The sequence below is a fragment of the Mesotoga sp. BH458_6_3_2_1 genome (assembly GCF_003664995.1).
Lineage (GTDB): Bacteria > Thermotogota > Thermotogae > Petrotogales > Kosmotogaceae > Mesotoga.
Map to the genome: position 1 here is coordinate 15,463 of NZ_JFHL01000013.1, position 18,614 is coordinate 34,076.

General features: G+C 45.5%; 16 protein-coding genes and 1 tRNA gene. 15 read left to right on the forward strand and 2 right to left on the reverse strand.

Annotated features, from left to right (window positions below; genetic code table 11):
* Positions 1 to 2: 2 nt before the first annotated feature.
* The 7 genes from Y697_RS07115 (at position 3) to Y697_RS07145 (ending at position 8,679) form a co-directional block, all read left to right on the forward strand.
* Positions 3 to 455 carry a TrkA family potassium uptake protein gene (locus Y697_RS07115; protein WP_121550954.1) on the forward strand — a complete coding sequence of 151 codons (453 nt, stop codon included), beginning with the start codon at positions 3 to 5 and terminating at the stop codon, positions 453 to 455.
* Positions 452 to 1,111 (forward strand): TrkA family potassium uptake protein, encoded by a 660-nt coding sequence (locus tag Y697_RS07120; protein ID WP_121550955.1) that lies wholly within the window; start codon positions 452 to 454, stop codon positions 1,109 to 1,111. The genes Y697_RS07115 and Y697_RS07120 overlap by 4 nt, the downstream gene beginning before the upstream one ends.
* Entirely contained in the window at positions 1,112 to 2,596 is a 1,485-nt protein-coding gene (locus Y697_RS07125) for a TrkH family potassium uptake protein (RefSeq protein ID WP_121550956.1), read from the forward strand.
* A 4-nt stretch (positions 2,597 to 2,600) separates the two neighbouring features.
* Positions 2,601 to 3,863 (forward strand): histidine--tRNA ligase, encoded by a 1,263-nt coding sequence (gene hisS / locus Y697_RS07130; protein WP_121551009.1) that lies wholly within the window; start codon positions 2,601 to 2,603, stop codon positions 3,861 to 3,863.
* 134 nt (positions 3,864 to 3,997) lie between these two features.
* A complete protein-coding gene (locus tag Y697_RS07135) occupies positions 3,998 to 4,732 on the forward strand; it encodes a DUF4912 domain-containing protein (protein WP_121550957.1) in 735 nt (244 codons plus the stop codon).
* Between the two features lie 4 nt (positions 4,733 to 4,736).
* Positions 4,737 to 6,341 carry a glycoside hydrolase family 57 protein gene (locus Y697_RS07140; RefSeq protein WP_121550958.1) on the forward strand — a complete coding sequence of 535 codons (1,605 nt, stop codon included), beginning with the start codon at positions 4,737 to 4,739 and terminating at the stop codon, positions 6,339 to 6,341.
* Positions 6,342 to 6,480: 139 nt separating this feature from the next.
* Positions 6,481 to 8,679, forward strand: coding sequence for a peptidylprolyl isomerase (locus Y697_RS07145; RefSeq protein WP_121550959.1), 2,199 nt, complete (start codon positions 6,481 to 6,483; stop codon positions 8,677 to 8,679).
* A gap of 33 nt (positions 8,680 to 8,712) precedes the next feature.
* Here the strand turns inward: Y697_RS07145 and Y697_RS07150 are convergent.
* Positions 8,713 to 8,788 (reverse strand) — tRNA-Gln (locus Y697_RS07150).
* Between the two features lie 56 nt (positions 8,789 to 8,844).
* Here Y697_RS07150 and Y697_RS07155 point away from each other — a divergent pair.
* The 8 genes from Y697_RS07155 (at position 8,845) to Y697_RS07190 (ending at position 17,236) form a co-directional block, all read left to right on the forward strand.
* A complete protein-coding gene (locus tag Y697_RS07155) occupies positions 8,845 to 10,509 on the forward strand; it encodes a nucleoside kinase (RefSeq protein WP_121550960.1) in 1,665 nt (554 codons plus the stop codon).
* Positions 10,510 to 10,521: 12 nt separating this feature from the next.
* Positions 10,522 to 10,797 carry a metal-sensitive transcriptional regulator gene (locus Y697_RS07160; protein ID WP_121550961.1) on the forward strand — a complete coding sequence of 92 codons (276 nt, stop codon included), beginning with the start codon at positions 10,522 to 10,524 and terminating at the stop codon, positions 10,795 to 10,797.
* A complete protein-coding gene (locus Y697_RS07165) occupies positions 10,798 to 11,592 on the forward strand; it encodes a tRNA (adenine-N1)-methyltransferase (RefSeq protein WP_121550962.1) in 795 nt (264 codons plus the stop codon). It abuts the gene before it with no gap.
* Positions 11,570 to 12,808, forward strand: a complete 1,239-nt coding sequence (locus tag Y697_RS07170) for a S41 family peptidase (RefSeq protein WP_121550963.1) — start codon at positions 11,570 to 11,572, stop codon at positions 12,806 to 12,808. Before Y697_RS07165 ends, Y697_RS07170 begins: the two co-directional genes overlap by 23 nt.
* Positions 12,805 to 13,479 carry a hypothetical protein gene (locus Y697_RS07175; protein WP_121550964.1) on the forward strand — a complete coding sequence of 225 codons (675 nt, stop codon included), beginning with the start codon at positions 12,805 to 12,807 and terminating at the stop codon, positions 13,477 to 13,479. The genes Y697_RS07170 and Y697_RS07175 overlap by 4 nt, the downstream gene beginning before the upstream one ends.
* Before the next feature lie 107 nt (positions 13,480 to 13,586).
* Positions 13,587 to 15,998 (forward strand): RND family transporter, encoded by a 2,412-nt coding sequence (locus tag Y697_RS07180; RefSeq protein ID WP_121550965.1) that lies wholly within the window; start codon positions 13,587 to 13,589, stop codon positions 15,996 to 15,998.
* A gap of 3 nt (positions 15,999 to 16,001) precedes the next feature.
* Positions 16,002 to 16,619: a hypothetical protein gene (locus Y697_RS07185; RefSeq protein WP_121550966.1), complete on the forward strand. Its 618-nt coding sequence runs from the start codon at positions 16,002 to 16,004 to the stop codon at positions 16,617 to 16,619.
* A complete protein-coding gene (locus Y697_RS07190) occupies positions 16,616 to 17,236 on the forward strand; it encodes a metallophosphoesterase family protein (protein ID WP_121550967.1) in 621 nt (206 codons plus the stop codon). Before Y697_RS07185 ends, Y697_RS07190 begins: the two co-directional genes overlap by 4 nt.
* A gap of 73 nt (positions 17,237 to 17,309) precedes the next feature.
* Here the strand turns inward: Y697_RS07190 and Y697_RS07195 are convergent, their stop codons facing one another.
* Positions 17,310 to 18,563 (reverse strand): Glu/Leu/Phe/Val dehydrogenase, encoded by a 1,254-nt coding sequence (locus Y697_RS07195; protein ID WP_121550968.1) that lies wholly within the window; start codon positions 18,561 to 18,563, stop codon positions 17,310 to 17,312.
* Between the last annotated feature and the right edge of the window lie 51 nt (positions 18,564 to 18,614).

Below are 18,614 nucleotides of genomic sequence, written 5' to 3' on the forward strand. Positions count from 1 at the left end.
GAATGCCTTTCATGAAGGGTGCGATCAAGAAAGACGAGTACTATGTTGTTATCTTCGGATGTGGAAGGCTGGGATCTAGAATGGCCAACTGGCTCTCATCAATGGGCTGCAGTGTGGTTGTCGTGGATAGGAACGAATCTTCTTTCGACGCACTATCTTATGAATTCACTGGGTTCAATATACTCGGGGACGCGACAGAACTTGATGTTCTGAAGGAAGCCAAGCTCGACAAGGCCGATGTAGCTTTGGTACTTACCACAGATGACAACACGAATTTGATGATCTCGATGTCAGCAAAGGAGTATTTCGAAGTTCCCCGGGTTGTTGCGAGAGCTTATGATCCAAATAACATCCAGATGTTCTCGGACTTTGGAATAGAAGTGATCTGCCCGACTCTGTTGGCCGTTGAAAACGTCAAGAATGCGCTCTACTTCATCAGCGGTGATGAAAAATGAAAATCGTGCTGATCGGTGGAGAGAAGATAGCCTACCATCTGGCCAGAAGGTTCTTGAGCAAAGGTCATAACGTGATGATAGTGAACAAGAATGAGAGGTTCTGCGACGAAATGGCTAAGAAGCTCCGAGCAGTCATCGTTAGGGGCGATGGAAGCAAGAGATACGTTTTGGAGCAACTTGAGCTTGACCGGTCAGACCTCTTTGTAGCCTTAACGCCGTACGATCAGGACAATCTAGTTGCTTGTCTTACGGCCTCGAGAGTGTATGGAATAGAGAGACCGGTTGCCATGGTAAATGACCCGGACAACAAGGCCGTTTTCGAGAAGATGGGTATTAAGAGCGTTGTCAGTCCGACCGAAATCCTCGGAGTGGCTCTTGAAGACAGTCTCTTCAGAGAACATATCACGAACTTGCTCCCCTCATCTGAAAAGGTATCAATTCTCAGAATAGAAATGACTGAGAAGTCTCCCATTCTTGGAGAAGCGATCAAAGACATTCCGCTTCCAAACGAAAGCGTCATAGGGGCAATAATCAGGGACGACGAAGTAGTTATACCGAGGGGAAACACTGTGATTGAAATGGGTGATGTTCTTCTAGTGTTAAGTAGCCCAACGGTCCAATCTTCTGTATTCGAAACTCTTCTAGGAGAGGTGTAGATGTTTCAAAATCTTTTGAAACAGAGATATAGACTTGTCTTTGGATACCTCGGGAATCTCTTTGTATTCTTTCCCATTGTTTTGTTGATCCCTTTACTATATTGCATCGGGAATCCCGGTGTCTTCGTCGAGAGTCTCGCCTTTATAACCACAGCTGTGCTGAGCTTTGCCATGGGGCTGATGCTTAAGCTGACTATGAGAGTACGTCCCGGGTCACCGATAACCGTTCAGGAAGGGGCGATAGTGGTCCTTTTTTCATGGGTGATAGCTATTCTCCTGTCCGCTCTCCCGTTTATCATTGGCGGTCATCTGAATTTCACCCAGGCAGTATTTGAATCGACCAGCGGCTGGACCACCACAGGTTTGACCCTGGTAGATGTAAAAACGCTTCCCGAAACCTTCCTTCTTTGGAGAAGCATTATGCAGTATCTCGGAGGTGCCGGTATTGCGATTATAATGATGTCTGCAATTCTTGGACCGGCAGGGCTTGGCCTCTACAAAGCCGAAGGACGGATGGACAATTTAGTTCCTAATATCAAAAGCTCAACGAGAACAATCGCGGTGATATACGGTTCATACGCTCTGGCTGGAGTAATAATGTACAGATTAGCAGGCATGAGTTTCTTCGATGCGGTTAACCACTCATTGACCGCTCTGGCAACGGGAGGATTTTCGACCAGAACTGGGTCTATCGGAGAATTCAACAGTATTTCAATTGAAATCATAACTATCGTCCTTATGTTGCTTGGAGCTACTGGATTTGGAATTCATTACACGCTCTGGAAGAAGAATTTCAGAGCTTTTTGGAACAACGGTGAACCCAAGCTGATGTTCATTATTCTCGCACTTTTCACTCCACTATTGATGACTGGAACTCTAGCTGTGTTTTACTCTTCGGGAGCAGAACAATTCCGACACAGTCTTTTTCAGGCTGTGTCTGCGCTCACTGGCACGGGCTTCTCCACCGTTGACTTTGTGCCCTGGAACCACTACGGAATCTATTTGATTGTTCTGCTTATGATATTCGGGGGAGATCTTGATTCAACCTCGGGTGGTCTTAAGCAGTACAGATTGTTCGCCCTAATCAAAATACTCTGGTTGGAAATAAGAAGGTATTTCCTTCCGAAGGATGCGATCCTGAAGCAAGAGATATGGAAAGGCGAAACTCGAAGATACATAGACAACTCTCTTGTGAAAGAGATTCTACTCGTCTTCTCTCTGTACTTCTTGACCTATGCCGTAGGTACTGGAGTACTGATGTCATATGGTCATTCGATGGCTTTTTCGGCCTTCGAATACGCTTCGGCTTTGAGTACCGTGGGGCTCTCGGTAGGGATAACAGTCCCGGGCGCACCCACAGGAATCATCTGGACCGAGACAATTGGAATGTTTCTTGGAAGACTCGAGTTTCTAGTTGTCATATATGCTATAACTAAGTTGTTGAGAGACGGAAAGATTCTATTTAGAAGACGGAGGAATGCATAAAGTCATGATTAGCAGAATAAAAGGAACTCAGGATATTGCCTTTGAAGATATTGATTACTGGCACTTCGCCGAAGAGATAATCAGGAATATCTCTCATAAGTACGCATTCACTGAAATTCGAACCCCCATCTTCGAAGCGACCGAGCTTTTCAAGAGGAGCGTTGGCGAATCTACGGATGTCGTTCAGAAAGAGATGTACACATTTGAGGACAAAGGCGGCAGATCGATAACTCTGAGACCTGAAGGAACTGCAAGTGTCGCGAGAGCTTTCATTGAGAATTCCTTCATAAATCTTGGGTCACCTGTCAAACTCTTCTACAGCGGTCCGATGTTCCGTTATGAGAAGCCTCAGGCGGGAAGGTTGCGCCAGTTTCATCAGTTCGGTGCCGAGATACTGGGTTCAGAGAGCCCTCTGGCCGACTTCGAGATAATCGAGATGGCCTACAGCTTTCTCAAAGAACTGAAGATCAACAATGCGAAGCTTTTCATAAACTCAATCGGTTGCCCTGCTTGTAGAGAGGATTACAAGACCGCCCTCAAAGAATATTATAGCGACAAACTTGCCGGGATGTGTCCCGATTGTCAGCGCAGATATGAGACGAATGTTCTTAGGTTGCTAGACTGTAAGATCGATAAGGGACTGGTGCAGGGAGCTCCGGGAATTTTGGATTACCTTGATAGCGATTGCAGAAGTCATTTCGAGGAACTACAGTGGTATCTGGAAAGAGCCGGAATTGATTATGAAGTAGATCAGTTTCTTGTGCGCGGACTTGACTACTACACTCGAACTGCCTTTGAGATACGATCTTCTTCGCTCGGGAGCCAGGACCAACTGGTAGGTGGAGGACGTTACGACGGTCTGGTCGAATACATAGGAGGCAAGAGCTGCCCTGCAGTCGGTTTTGCAATAGGCCTTGAGAGAATTGTAATGCTTCTCAAATCCGAAAACGTGAGAATCAATGGACCCGAAACTTCTGAAGTGGCTATTCTGACTTTCGGAAGAGAGGAAAGCGTGAGGGGATTTGACTACGCCAAAAGGCTCCGCAAGATGGGTGTATCGACGTTCGTTGATGTGATGGAGAGAAATATGCGCAACAAGATGAAACATGCGTCAAGAATAGGGGCTAAGATTTCTCTTCTGATTGGAAAGGAAGAAATCGAAAGAGACATAGTGACAATTAAAGTGATGAATGATGGTTCTCAGTTCCAAGTTGATAGTGATTATATGGCAGATTATGTAGTAGATAAGTTAAGAGATATTTCGTAAAACTGGTAACTTAAGTTGTCTGAGAAAGGAAAGAGATAATAATCGTCTCTATTTACCTATAATCCCTTGATTTATCTTCCTGGAGTGTGATATGATCTACTTGAGTAGGAAATCATGCCCAGGAGGTTTTTGCTATGAACAACGAAGAAATACAGTCCTTTCTAAGTAACGACCCGACGATTCAAGACCTTCGTCGTTATGCGAAGATGATGGGAATCAATCTAAAAAGAACAATGCGTAAGAAGGATATTGCTCGTGCTCTGAAGAAATTCGCTCAGAAAAACAATCAGTACTCTAGCAGCGTTACAGTTAAGAGCCCCTCTGAGATTCTTCGTCCTTCAAAACCCGTCGATGCCCGAATTCCTTCATCTTACTCTCGCGACTTTGTCTCGATTCACCCTATTAATCCCTATTGGGTGTACGTAATGTGGGATCTATCGGAATGGACGGCCAGAAACCTCGAGAATTCTTCATCAAAGGTTCTTGTGAGAGTCAGTGATATCACCAACATAATCTACGATGGAAAAAACGCTCACAGATTCAGAGAAGCAGAGATCTCGGTAGATGCCGGTAACTGGTACTTCCAGGTCGATTTTCCAGATGCAGATTATATCGCCGAGATTGGCTACTATATTGACGGACATTTCAAGAGCGTATTGAAGTCCAGAATTGCGAGAACTCCCAGAAACTCGCCAAAATTCACAGACCATGAAATCTGGGTAGATTTGAAGAAGGGGTCGAGAAGAGAAGAAAAGGCTTCTCACGAGAAATTCACTTTCGGGAAGCACGCTAAGTCTTCCGGACCATCCGATAATCCCTCTTCCGATGAGTTCATAAAGACCATCTCGAAGAGCAAGAGTGGAAGGTGATTGTATGGGAAAGGGAAGATTCATTCTCATGCTCCACGCACATCTGCCATTCATTAATCATCCCGATTTTCCAAGCTTCATGGAAGAGAGATGGTTGTTCGAGGCGATTACAGAAACCTATATTCCGCTCTTGCAAGGTTTCAGAAGACTGAAGAGAGATGGAGTGAATTTCAAAGTAACAATGAGTATAACTCCGCCTCTAATGGAGATGTTCGCCAACAAAGACCTGCAGAAGAAATATCTCAATTATCTGAGTTCGTCGATCGAACTTGCTGGAAACGAAATTTCCAGGACCGTTTCGGAACATCCAGCCGCCAATAGGCTGGCAACACATTATCTTCGGGAACTCGAAGAGATAAGGGCCGTCTACAATGAATGCAATGGAGACCTTGTCGGAGAATTCGCCCAACTTCAGGAAACCGGAGAGCTCGAAATTGTTACCTGTAACGCTACACACGGCTTTCTGCCCTTGATGACGAATTTCCCCGAAGCGATAAACGCTCAAATTGAAATAGGTGTTGACTCATACAAGAAACACACAGGAAGAGAACCTAGAGGAATTTGGCTCGCAGAGTGCGGCTACGTTCCAGGCTTTGATTCTTACCTGAGAGAGCATGGCCTTTCTTTCTTCTTCGTGGATTCTCACAGTCTATGGTACGGTGATCCCGCTCCGAGGTATGGGGTATACAGACCGGTGGTCACTCCGGAAAACGTCTTTGCCTTTGCAAGAGACCCCGAATCGAGCCAGCAGGTGTGGAGTGCCGAGGTAGGCTACCCTGGAGACGCGAGGTACCGGGAATTTTACAGGGACGTGGGTTTCGACCGTGAGGAAGACTATATCAGACCGTACATAGATCCTAGCGGAGAGCGGTGCAATACCGGAATAAAGTATTACAAAATTACCGGTAAAGATGTTTCTCTAAACGAAAAAGGCTATTATGACATCGAAGATGCCAGAAGGGCAACTGTCGAGCATGCAAAAGATTTCGCCAACAGGAAAAGAGAGCAGATAAGAAGGCTTTCTTCTCAGTTCGATGGAGAAGAACCCGTAATTGTTGCGCCATTTGACGCGGAGCTATTCGGCCACTGGTGGTACGAAGGTCCCCTCTTCATCGAGGAGCTATTCAGAGAACTAAACGGGGATATTACGGTTGTACCTTCGACCCCGCCAGAAGTTATCAAATCGATGGAGCAGGCTCAGGTAGTTACTCCAAACATCTCCACCTGGGGAGCCAACGGTTACAACGAGGTTTGGCTCAACGGAAGGAACGACTGGATTTACAGACACCTGGACGAGGGCGCCAAGAGAATGATTGAACTGGCTAGAAAGTATGACAGAACTGACGACAGTCTGAAGATAAGGGCTTTGAACCAGATGGCAAGAGAGCTTCTTCTCGCTCAATCAAGCGATTGGGCATTCATAATAACTACCAACACAACTGTGGAATACGCAGTCAATAGGACCAAGACCCATATTGACAGGTTGCTCTCGTTGCACAGTGAAATCGAAAACAACTCTATTGATGAAGAAAAACTGAAGACACTTGAATGGGTTGATTCTATATTTCCGAGTATAGACTTCAGAGTCTACGCAAAGCAGGTTGGTTAGTTAAATCTGCCGTTTTTCTTGACATTGCGCCAATTACAAGAGCATACTTGCTATGGTATAATTCGTGAAGCCGGGGGAGGCATAAACCTCCCCCTATTGGTTGTAGAGTATTAGGTGCTTGGAGGGAGTTGAAAAGTAAATGCCAAACAGGAAATCGAGAGGAAATTCTAATTTCATGAAATCTATTCAGCGGCCGGTTGTCTGGGCAGTGGCCATACTCTTTGGAGTTGGAATAATCTGGTGGTCCGTTGCGCAGTATCTGGGAGGGGGCTCCCAGGGTAATCAACAGAATGCCGGCTCCGAAATTTCTTTCAGTGAAAGTGTGGGCGGTCTCACGAAGGACGGCACACCGCTCTCAGATTCTAACTACTGGATCACCTATTCAGAGTATGAAACGTCAGTACGCGATACGCTTACGAACCTAAGGAGTCAGGGGTACAATCTCGATCCATATTTTGATACGGAAAACTATCCCAGCGAGATGGGAATTAGATACGATATTTTCCAGTCACTTGTAGACCAGAAGACGCTACTTCTGTACGCGACTGAGAATGAGGTTCTCCCGACTACGGAGCAGGTAGATTCCGAAACCAAGAGAGTCGTAGATCAATACGTTGCCGACGAAGAGACAAAATCTGCGATTATCTATCAGTATGGTTCGGTTGATGCCTTTACTGAGTTAATAAGGGACTACGTGGCGACACAACTGCTCACAACAAATGTGACGAACAAAGCTATCCCCGACATGAATGAAAGATTCCAGAAATACGTTGAGGAGAACCTGGAGGATCTGAAGCTAAATTACGAACGAGTCGATGCCAACCATATTCTGGTCACAGATGAAGCGAGCGCGTTAGAGATTAAGACAATGATTGATAACGGAGAGATTTCATTCACCGATGCAGCGACAAGCTTCTCAATCGATACAGGTACCGCAGTCAATGGCGGTGCTTTGGGCGAGTTCAGTAGAGGACAGATGGTTAAGGAGTTTGAAGACGCGTCTTTTGATGCAACACCCGGTGTTGTAGTCGGACCTGTCGAATCACAGTTTGGCTATCACCTTATACTCGTGAACAGCAAAACCACTTTCGACAGTTTTGAGGAGTTCGCCAGTACATCTTCTTATCAATCAGAGCTCACCCAGTTCGAAAACGAAGAGTTCAACGCATGGATTTCCGAATACAGGGACAAGAGCAATTTGTCGCAAGAGATAAATGACCCCGATCTGCAAATGTACGCTAGATATGACGAGGCGATGGCAGATCCAGAAAAAGCCTCCGAGCTTCTTGAAGAGCTTGAAAGAGACTACTTTGATGAATCTGGGAACATACTTGTCGGAGAGTCTTTCCTTCCTGTTGTCTTCTACACTGAGCTTGCTGAAAGCGAGATAGGAAATCTCAGGAATCAGACACTTGACCTTGAGGATCTCCAGGATCTTCTTTTAGCGCTCCCGGCAACGGCGACATCCATGTCGGCTGAGCAAATCGAGATCGAGCTTGAGACGATTCCTTCAACAGAGACAGAGATTAGAGGTATTCTCCTTGAAGCAAAAAGAGCCAGAGAGTACATCAGCGAATTTGGTGTCGAGAGTCTTGAAGAGGTCGAAGAAATGCTTACCGAGAAACGCAAGACTTTCGATGACAAGAACTTGCGGTTCGAGAATTCCGTTAAATACCTGTATTCTGTAATGCCCAATTCGACTAGGGTCGTAAACTACATGTACCAGGTTGACGGTGACAATCCTGAGGTAGCCTACATGTACAACGAGAATTCTTACAACATGAATGTGAGGCCGCTACTGGAAAGCCCCGAGCTGCTTGACAGTTACCTTCAATACTATGGTCAGTATTTCGGTGCTCAGGCGAGGTCGCTTCTAATTGACTCGCCGGTTCAAAGCATAGAGAGCGATCTCAATCAGAAAGTCATTAATTCTACTGAAGCGGCAACCGATCTTAAGATCAGCGCTCTGTATCTACTTGTCGATATTTACGAGAAAATGGCCGTATCACAGGAGAACGAGCAGATGATGCAGATCTACCTCATGAGTGAAAAGCATTATCTCGAAAAGCTCCTGGAACTCTACCCTGAGGACGAGACAATTGGATCGCTAATCGAGACAATCGAATTCCAGATTTCCGAGCTGAATGCTCAAGCCAGCGCCGACGCGACTCAGACGGACGAAGCAACGGACGTTGACATGCCTCTCGACACAGGTCTAGACACCGAAATCGGCTCAGACGGACTGAATGTTCCATTTGAAAACGAGACACCTTCACCAATAGGAGATGTCGATCTGGACGTAAGTTTCGAGAGTGAGGCTAGCGGGACAGTTAACTAGTCACGAAAAAGGGTGGCGAAAGCCACCCTTCTCTGGCTGGGGCGGCAGGATTCGAACCTACGGATGTCAGAGCCAAAATCTGATGCCTTACCAACTTGGCTACGCCCCACAGCAAATAGATTCTAACATCGACTATTTGTGGTGTCAATGATTTGGAGTGATTCTATGGCTAACCACGAGATTTTCGTAAAGGAATTAGGTAAGAAGATTCCGGTAACCGAAGAGACTACCTTCTATGAACTTTCCAAAATGTGTGACAGCTTCCACAGAGCTCCAATAATGGCCGCAAAATCTGGCAATTCTCTTATAGAGCTTTGTAGAAAAGTCAACGGTGAGCAGGAAATCGAGTTCATTGATCTCTTTTCGATCGACGGGATGAGAATCTACACGAGGGGAACTCTCTTTATTCTCTTTATTGCGATCAGGGAGCTATTCGGAACTGCCCAGCTAAACGTTCACCACTCAAGGGGCCCTGGTCTTGTGTGTGACATCGAAGGGGTCGAAATCTCTCCTGAAAACTTGAAGAGGATTGAGACGAGGATGAAAGAACTTGTCGAAGAGGATGCAGTTTTCGAGAAAGGGACCCTTGGTAAGTTCGAGGCGATAAGGTCATTTGAAGAAGACGGGCAGATAGATAAGGCTCTGCTTTTCAAATACAGGAAAAAGTCCACTGTCAATATCTACAGGTGCAAGGGATACTTGAATTATTTCTACGGTTACATGCCTTTTTCAACCGGCACAGTGAAGAAGTTTGCGCTGATCCCTTACGGAGATTACTTTATTCTCAATCTTCCCGGTACGAGAGAACCCGTTAAACTACCGGAATTTGTAGACCAGCCTAAGATTTCCAGCGTCTTTCTTGAGCACGAGAGATGGGGAAAGATCCTCGGTGTGAAGACTGTGGGAGAACTGAACGAAATAATATGCAGGGGACCGAAGGAAATCAGAGAGATAGTGAACATTGCGGAGTCCCTTCATGAGAAGAAAATCGCAGCGATTGCAGATCGCATTTCCGAACACAGGGAGCCTAGCCTTATACTAATCGCTGGACCCTCAAGCTCGGGCAAAACGACCTTTTCTCAGAGACTGATGCTTCATCTGAAGGTCCTGGGCATGAAACCTGTCCAGATATCTGTGGACGACTATTTTGTAGATAGAGAAAAGACTCCAAAGGATGAGAACGGAAACTATGATTTCGAATCGATATATGCTCTAAACATTGATCTTTTCAACGAACAGATTTCGCAACTTCTCAATGGAAAAGAGGTATTGCTTCCAAGGTTCGATTTTATCCTGGGAAAGAGCGGATTTCACGACACACCGATCAAAATCACCGAGGGCCAACCTGTAATAATCGAAGGAATACACGGTTTGAATGAGTTGCTAAGCAGATCGGTCCCTCGCGAAAGAAAATTCAAGATCTACGTCAGCGCTCTTACTCAGATGAACCTCGACAATCTGAACAGAATACCAACTACAGACGTCAGACTGCTGCGCAGGATTGTGCGTGACAACAGGTTTAGAGGGCACTCTGCGCTTGACACAATAAGAATGTGGTCCAGCGTGAGGAGAGGAGAGGACAAGTACATATTCCCCTTCCAGGAAGAGGCAGACGTAATGTTTAATTCCGCGATTGTTTACGAGCTGGCTGCGTTGAAGGGATTTGCGGAACCTTTACTTGTTCAGATAGATGATTCAGTACCCGAGTATCTCGAAGCAAAGAGGCTTTTGAGGTTCATAGATTACCTGCTACCTATGACAAATCTGGAAGATATTCCAAGAACTTCAATAATTAAGGAGTTCATAGGTGGAAGTGTGTTCAGTTCCTGAAGAGGTGGGGGCATGCAAGGAGTAGACGTAGAGACCAGAAAGGCGGTCCTAAACAGACTGAAAAGAATCGAGGGCCAGATCAGAGGCTTGCAGAAAATGGTTGAAAACGACAGGGTTTGCGGAGACATCCTTACCCAGGTTTCGGCCGTGAACTCCGCTTTGTCAAGAGTATCCGAGATGATTGTCAAGGGCTACGCGAGAAAATGCGTTATCGAAGCTAATGAGTCTGGACAGATCGAGGAGCTTGACAATCTCATTGAAAACATAATTAAGCTCAGAGGAGTCTAGATGATCGAATACGGTGACAACGTACTGATTCTGCTCGAAGATGAGGAAACGAGGTACTTCTCTGAGGTGAAGAAGGGCGGCATTCTCAAAACGCATTTTGGAAATCTCATTATGGATTCCCTGGTTGGAAAGGAATTCGGAGAGAGAATAAACCTAGGTCTTCGAAATGCTTACCTTATCAAACCATCTATGATCGACGGGATTTTTTCTCTGAAAAGATCTACTCAGATAGTTTATCCAAAGGATATGGCATTCATCTTATTGACCCTGGACATAAAACCGGGAGATGTAGTCTACGAAGCCGGAACCGGAACCGGCGTGATGACTTCAATTTTGTCCCGGCAGGTGGGCGAATCGGGCAAGGTCGTATCCTTTGAGAAAAGATCGGATTTTCTTGAGAAGGCTAAGAAAAATGTCAGCCGTCTGGGCTTCATCGAAAGGGTATCCTTCGTAGCAGGGGAGATCGCTGAATGCGATATAAGGCAAAGGGCTGACGCCTTCTTTCTCGATGTACCGGAACCTTCTACTTCTCTTGAAACTTCGATAATGATTCTCAAGGGAAGTGGACGAATTTGTGTAATCTGTCCTACAACCAACCAGGTTCAGGAAACGATAGAAATTCTCAGAAATCTCGGAGTTATTGATATTCAGGTGTGGGAGATAATGGCCAGGAACTACAAGACAAATCCCGAGAGGTTTCGACCGGAAGACAGAATGATTGGTCATACAACATACCTGGTGTTCGGCATAAAAGCTGAAGGGAGGAAGTTTAATGTCAAGAGGGAAAGCCCTTAAGATAGTTGCGTCGATTTCAGTACTGGTCTCAGTATTTTTTCTAGGGGCGTTTACGTCCATGACGGAAGATGAGGTTTTCGAGAAATTCAGTCCTGTATTTCAGATACTCAGCTACATAGATCGCAACTATTACGATATTGAAAAGGTAGATTATGACGCGATTTTAAATGAGACTCTGACAGGAACAATGCGTGGCCTTGACGATCCTTTTGCATGGTATTTCGACCCTGTCCAGACAAAGGAAAACGAACTGGATACAACCTCAAAATACGGTGGAATAGGGTCTACCGTTCAGTATAATATTGAATTCGACTGTCTTGAAGTAGTGGCGCCTATGGCTGGGAGCCCTTCTGAGAAGGTCGGTTTGAAGACGGGCGATTTGATTCTCACAATAGACGATGTCCCCGTATCTGATGTCGGTTACTACGGCGCCGTCAACATGTTGAGAGGCGACCCCGGTACTGATGTGATGCTGGAGGTCTATAGAGAGTCCGTCTCAGAACCCTTCTTCGTGGAAATTACAAGGGCGTTTATAGAAATTAGGAGCGTGAAGAGCGAACTGCTAACTGTCGAAGACTTAGAAATCTCTTACATACAGATAACAGGCTTCAACGCACCCACTTACGATGAATTCCAGGATGCTCTAAACCTTAGCAGAAACAGCAAGGCCTACATAATTGATCTCCGAAACAATCCAGGCGGACTTCTGCAAAGTGTTCTGAACATCTCGTCACTCATGCTGCCCAAAGGGCAGAGAGTGATAACGATAAGGTACAGAGATGGGCAAGAAGAGGTATACAACTCCTGGGGATCAAGATACAACACCTACTTCGCCGATAAACCAATTGTGGTCCTTGTCAATGATGGAAGTGCTTCAGCTTCAGAGATATTGACTGGTGCTCTGAAGGATCACGGACTTGCAACGGTTATTGGTACCAAGACCTTCGGAAAGGCCGCCGTTCAAACTGTATTCAATCTTTCAAACGGTGGAGAAATCTGGCTCCCCACTGCCCACTATTTCACTCCAGATGGAAATGATATCCATCTTCAGGGGATAGAACCTGATATCGTTGTAGAGCCCGGAGAAGACGTCCCCGGAGAAGATGGACGAGAGCTGACACTGTCGAAGGCATCAGTAGATGTCGAAAATGACCTTCAGCTATCAAAAGCTCTGGAGACGATACTTGAGCAATTAGGAGCGAAGACTGAGAATTGAAGATCGCAAGTCTGCCAATCATAATCTCGCTGATTGCTCTAGTTTGCGGGCTTTTAGTCATAGTCTATGTCAATTTTGAAGCTATTCAGAATGTCGGGAGACGCAGTGCAGCTCCCGACTTCTTTCTTAGGAATAGATTCTTGCCCGTTCTCGAGGGTTTCAAAGACCATCTTGAGGCCGTGAGAGAATTCAGTTCAGTGCTTGAACAACTCGAGAGGGAAAGAGTTGGTCCCTGGATTATGTCGACTGAAAACGGTGTCAGGACATTTATATCTCCCTATTCCGAGGTCTTCTCGAAACTGCAGACTTTGTTTGTTATAGAGACTGGTAAGAAGGGCGTCAGAGAAAGAGAGACTGTTGACATCTTAGGAAACACAGTGACAAAATGGGAGTCTATTGACTACGGAATCTTCATACTAAGCTACGTCCCGGGCTACACATTAGTAATGGAGTCTGACTATAACTCTTTCCTGGAAGACGGTTTTGAATTTGACCGCGTGCACTTCATAAACGCTTTCAGCCCGGGAAGGTTCGTCTCGGATGTTTTCTCAGGTGCAGGACCGGTTGTAGTCCTTAGAGAAGGTACTTCTGTTAGTCAATTGTTCCTGCAGACAGTAGAACGCTATTCAATACCTTTTCTTCCCGTCAGGCATTTCCTGATAAGAAAATGAGGATCTGACAAACGCCGATTCAAAATACATGCAAGCCGTACGAAAGTTGGTATACTAGAGTTGGCTCTTCTATGGACAAGGGATAATTGACGGTGAGTGATGATTAGTTGCAGAGATTGAGCGAGTTCGTAATAAAACACCGCGCGGCAGTAATAGTGTTTTTCTTCATCCTTGGTGCATTCGGTGCCTATCTTTCGATGAAGCTTAGCGTTGATTCAGATCTGCTAAAGATACTTCCGCAGGACGATCCGATTGTGAAGCAGTACAATCGCTTCATTAGCGGTGACACATCTGGAGGTGTCACCTACGTAGTTCTTCAAACGCAGGACAAGACAGAGAAGGGAAAAGAAAATCTGGCGGCTGTTGCAAGAGAAATCTACGATCGAGCGGCTGAATTTAAGAACATCGAATCCTTCGTGAGATTTGATCTCATGTCGGATCTCGGACCGCTGGGACTGCTAATGGTCGACCCGGCCGAACTTGCTTCGATGAGAAACCGTGACCAAGATCTCACAAGGACAGTGCAGATGCTTGTCAACCATGATTTTTCTGCCATTCGCAGCCTAGGACAGATGCTAATTGGATTTGAAGAACTTAAGACTCTCGTCGGTGATGACTCGACTGAAGATGATTTCTTAAACTTCGTAAGAATACCTGAGTCTGTTCCAGTAAATGATCCAATGGTTCTGGTGATGGGCATCAGGCTAGATGGACCTTCCTCAGACGTTTCGTATGTGAAAAGAGTTATACCGGGCTTGAGGGAGTGGGTAACTGAGATTTCCAAGTCATACGGTGTTTCCTATGGAATGGCAGGAGACCACTTTGGGACCTATGACTCGCACAAGCAAGTTAACGATGACTTCATTCTCACCACAATACTCTCACTGACTGGAATCTCTCTTCTCTTCTTTTTTGCGTACTCGAGTCTGAAGATCACTCTGTGCGTCTTTTCTTCTCTGGCAATCTCTATGTTCATTACGCTTGGCCTTTCATATATGATCTTCGGTTCGTTGAATATTATCACCACTTTCGTAACGGCCATAACCCTTGGACTGGGAATTGACTACGGAATTCACATGATCACGAGATTATCGGACGGAGCTACAAGAGAAAAGGATCCGGTATCCCTTCTTCATAACTCTTACAAAGCGCTCATAAAACCTCTATCCGCAAGTATGATCACGACTGCGCTGGTTTTCGCGATTCTTGCTGTTATCAACTCACCAGCGATTAGGGAACTGGGGATTCTCTCCGCAATCGGTATTGTCGTCTTCTTTATCGTAATGACAGTCTATCTCCCGGCAATTTCGATCAAGACCGTAATGAATCCGGGAAAGAAGGCAAACATTCATCTGCTAGACAGATTCTTCCTGAGAATAGCGAAGGTAATATTGAGATTCGGCATCGTTTTCGGAGGAGTTGTCTTCATGCTTATCCTTATGCTCAGCTATCTTGGTCTGAACAATATCAGAAGCTTTTCCTATACTCCACCCGGATTAATGTCAACAGACTCAGAACAAATCGCAGTTCCCACCCTAATTGAAAGAACCTTCGGTGGAAGCATTATAAACACAGTGCCATTTATACTTCCAGATATTGATTCTCTAAGAAGGGCGCATGAGGAAATCGATCACAACCCGAACTTCAAGAGCTCCTTCTCAATACTCTCTGTTATCGAAGGAGGAGAGGGAGATTACATTAACCAGATGCAGCAAGTTACAAGGGAAATCGATGCGCTGAGAAACTCACCGTTAATTGAGGCCGTCTTCAAGAAAGCAAATTATTATGACTTCGTTGTAGAACTGCTTGACAAAGCGGAATCCATCGAAAGCTCGAATGATCTTATTGACCTTGCAACCGAGATAATACCGGAAAGCCTGAGGGATCAGCTTCTCTATAAGGCTGCCAATGGTGAGACGTATTTCGTTCTGAACTCCGAACCATCATCGACAATCTATAGAAACAATGTTATCAAGATTATTTACGACAGTCTCAGTCCTGAACTCAGAGATTCTTTCGGAGGATATCCCAAGGTCTTCCATTACCTGATGGACCTTGTGAGAATCGTCTCCCTTCCGATATGTCTGATTGCCTTCGTAGCAATCTTTGTCGTCGTTTCTATCGAAAGAAAGTCCGTTATAGATGGCCTCAAGACATTCGTTCTAATGGTTGGAATTCTGATGTCGATGTTCGGTTTGATGGAATTGATGGGAATTGAAACGACTTTTGTCACTGTAATCTCTGCACCGTTGATAATTGGAATTGGTGTAGACTCACTTGTTTACGTTATACATAGTTCTAGGGATAAGAAGAACGCAGAGCTGGCCAGAACCTTCAAATCAATAACCATGTCTTCGGCAACGACCATGCTAACCTTTTTCTCGTTCATTTTTGCAAGGGGAAAACTCCTGAGCACATTCGGCATAAGCCTCGGTTTTGGGGTTCTTGCCGCACTTGTTGTTGCAACCTTTCTAGTTCCTGTGCTACCATGGAACAGCAAAAAGAAGATCGGAGGTTGAGATATGCCATTACATCTTCTGGTGGCTTACTATGTAGTTGATCATGCGTTTGTAAATAATCGAAAGCTTGCAAAGATGGACGATAAGAAGTTCTGGATGCATTTCATCTGGGTCGTTCTGATCTTCCTTGCCTTTACTTTCGATGTTTTTCTATCGAGTCCTCTTGGAATACTTTTACTGATACTTTCTATCGGCCTGACAGTTACTGCTGACATGGGCCGCAAGAGGTTGTCAAACCCTTTGATCGAAGTCATTGCGTTCTTCCTGCTGCTTTTTTTCACCTTACTGGGAAGAAGCTTCCTTGTTGAATCATTTGTAACTGTGGAGTTTTCCTGGTATCTTATGGGAATGCTTATGGTAACCGTAGGTGTCACGTACTTTCTTCGAGGGACCATACTTTCGGAAGAGGCTACCGACTCAATTGGAATCGCTGAGAGAATGTCCATATTTATCTTCATTCTTGCAAATCACTGGACTTGGGCGATTATTTCCGTTGTGGCCGGATTGGCTTTCCGTGCAGTGTTTTCTAAGGACAGCAAGAAGGAGTGGATCATCAGCCCAGTTGTAGGAATAGTTATCTCCTTTCTCTGGCAACTGTTAATGAGGAGTCTCCTGGCTTGACCTATGCGATTGGAGATATTCACGGTTGTCTGTCGCCGCTGAAGAAACTCATCAAAGCAATCAAGCTGAAAGATGACGACACCCTTGTCTTTATTGGAGATTATGTAGATCGTGGTCCCAATCCCAGAGGGGTCCTAGACTTCCTAATTGCACTTTCAGTTAACCATCGCTGCAATTTCATCAGAGGAAACCATGAACAGATGTTCCTCGATTACTTGAGAGGCGCCGAGGGGTCCACAATATGGGCATACAACGGTATGGAAACGACAATCAGGAGTTACGGCAGCATCAGGTCGGTTCCCGATTATCATATCGAATTTCTAAATGAAACTCTCTTATACTACGAAAAGAGCAAGTTCCTCTTTGTGCACGCTGGGGTACGGCCTGGCATCCCGCTAAAAAAGCAGAGTCCAAATGATCTTATGTGGATTAGAGAGCCCTTTCTCAGGAGTTCCAATCCACTGAAGAATCGCACGGTGATCTACGGCCATACTCCTCTGATAAGTGGTCCTCTCGTTCAAGAAGGAAAGATCGGGATCGACACCGGATGTGTTTACGGCGGCTACCTTACCGCTTACAGGGTTGAAGACAACTTCTTTTTGTCGGAAAGGTCATGATCTGATCTCACCTACTCAGAATTAAAAAGAGCGGAAGATTTCTCTTCCGCTCCGTAAAACGACTTCTAATATTTCAGGGATAAATGCCTCTCAGTTTTGTAGCATGTGCAACTTTCTCAATAGAATCAACGTAAGCAGCCGTTCTCATGTCGATGTTGTACTTATTCATTGTAGATGCTACCGAACCGAACGCCTCTCTCATGATCTTGTGGAGAGCTCTCCTCACGTCTTCAACATCCCAGAAGTAGTGCTGCAGTCCCTGAACCCACTCGAAGTAGGAGACCGTAACTCCACCGGCATTAGCGAGGAAGTCGGGCACAACAAAAGTGTTTTTCGCCAGAACGATATCTTCCGCATCCGGGGTCATAGGACCATTTGCACCCTCAACAATTATCTTGGCTCTGATATTCCTTGCATTCTTCTCAGTTATCGCATTCTCGAGAGCCGCAGGAACAAGGATGTCAACATCGAGCCCGAGAAGATCTTCATTGCTTATCTTCTGACCCTTTGGATAACCGTCGATTACTCCGTTGTTCTGATCTCTGTATGCCATAAGATCGTCAATATCGAAACCGTCAGGATTGTATAGTCCACCTGAAACGTCACTAATGCCCACAAGCTTCGAACCCATCTCTTCTGATATCAGTTTCGCAGCGAAAGAACCAACGTTGCCGAATCCTTGAACGGCTACCCTTGATTCCTTTGGATCCATATCTTTGTACTTCAGCGCCTCTTCGGCAACTACCCTGACTCCTCGGCCGGTAGCTTCCGTTCTCCCCTTGGAACCTCCAATTTCTAGAGGTTTTCCGGTGACTATCCCTAGGACGGAATGACCGACATTCATGGAGTAAGTGTCCATGTACCAGGCCATTATCTGGGCGTTAGTGTTCACATCCGGCGCAGGAATGTCTTCTCCTTCACCTATTATTATCTGGATCTCGGAGAAGTATCTTCTAGAAAGTCTTTCAATCTCGCTTATAGAGAGCTCCTGAGGATTGACGCAGACGCCACCTTTTCCGCCTCCGTATGGAATGCCAACCACGGCACATTTCCACGTCATCCAGAAAGCAAGAGCCTTCACTTCATCAAGAGTAACGTTCTGGTGGTACCTAACGCCGCCCTTTGCTGGACCTCTCGCGATATTATGCTGCACCCTGTGTCCCGTGAAAACCCTGATCTCTCCGTTGTCCATTCTGACAGGGAAATTGACCGTGAGTTCTCTCTTCGGAAAAGACAAGACTTGTCTCATGCTCTGGCTAAGATCCATTACATCGGCAGCTTTATTGAATTGCTTCAGTGCATTTTCAAACAGACTATTTTCTGCCACAAGATTACCTCCTCGAAAATTGGTGTCATTCACTTGAATTTTATGACCGGA

Coding starts and splice junctions, on each gene's coding strand:
- Y697_RS07120 (WP_121550955.1), top strand. CDS start 452: ATGAAAATCGTGCTGATCGGTGGAGAGAAGATAGCCTACCATCTGGCC.
- Y697_RS07140 (WP_121550958.1), top strand. CDS start 4,737: ATGGGAAAGGGAAGATTCATTCTCATGCTCCACGCACATCTGCCATTC.
- hisS (WP_121551009.1), top strand. CDS start 2,601: ATGATTAGCAGAATAAAAGGAACTCAGGATATTGCCTTTGAAGATATT.
- Y697_RS07160 (WP_121550961.1), top strand. CDS start 10,522: ATGCAAGGAGTAGACGTAGAGACCAGAAAGGCGGTCCTAAACAGACTG.
- Y697_RS07185 (WP_121550966.1), top strand. CDS start 16,002: ATGCCATTACATCTTCTGGTGGCTTACTATGTAGTTGATCATGCGTTT.
- Y697_RS07170 (WP_121550963.1), top strand. CDS start 11,570: ATGTCAAGAGGGAAAGCCCTTAAGATAGTTGCGTCGATTTCAGTACTG.
- Y697_RS07135 (WP_121550957.1), top strand. CDS start 3,998: ATGAACAACGAAGAAATACAGTCCTTTCTAAGTAACGACCCGACGATT.
- Y697_RS07145 (WP_121550959.1), top strand. CDS start 6,481: ATGCCAAACAGGAAATCGAGAGGAAATTCTAATTTCATGAAATCTATT.
- Y697_RS07115 (WP_121550954.1), top strand. CDS start 3: ATGCCTTTCATGAAGGGTGCGATCAAGAAAGACGAGTACTATGTTGTT.
- Y697_RS07125 (WP_121550956.1), top strand. CDS start 1,112: ATGTTTCAAAATCTTTTGAAACAGAGATATAGACTTGTCTTTGGATAC.
- Y697_RS07165 (WP_121550962.1), top strand. CDS start 10,798: ATGATCGAATACGGTGACAACGTACTGATTCTGCTCGAAGATGAGGAA.
- Y697_RS07155 (WP_121550960.1), top strand. CDS start 8,845: ATGGCTAACCACGAGATTTTCGTAAAGGAATTAGGTAAGAAGATTCCG.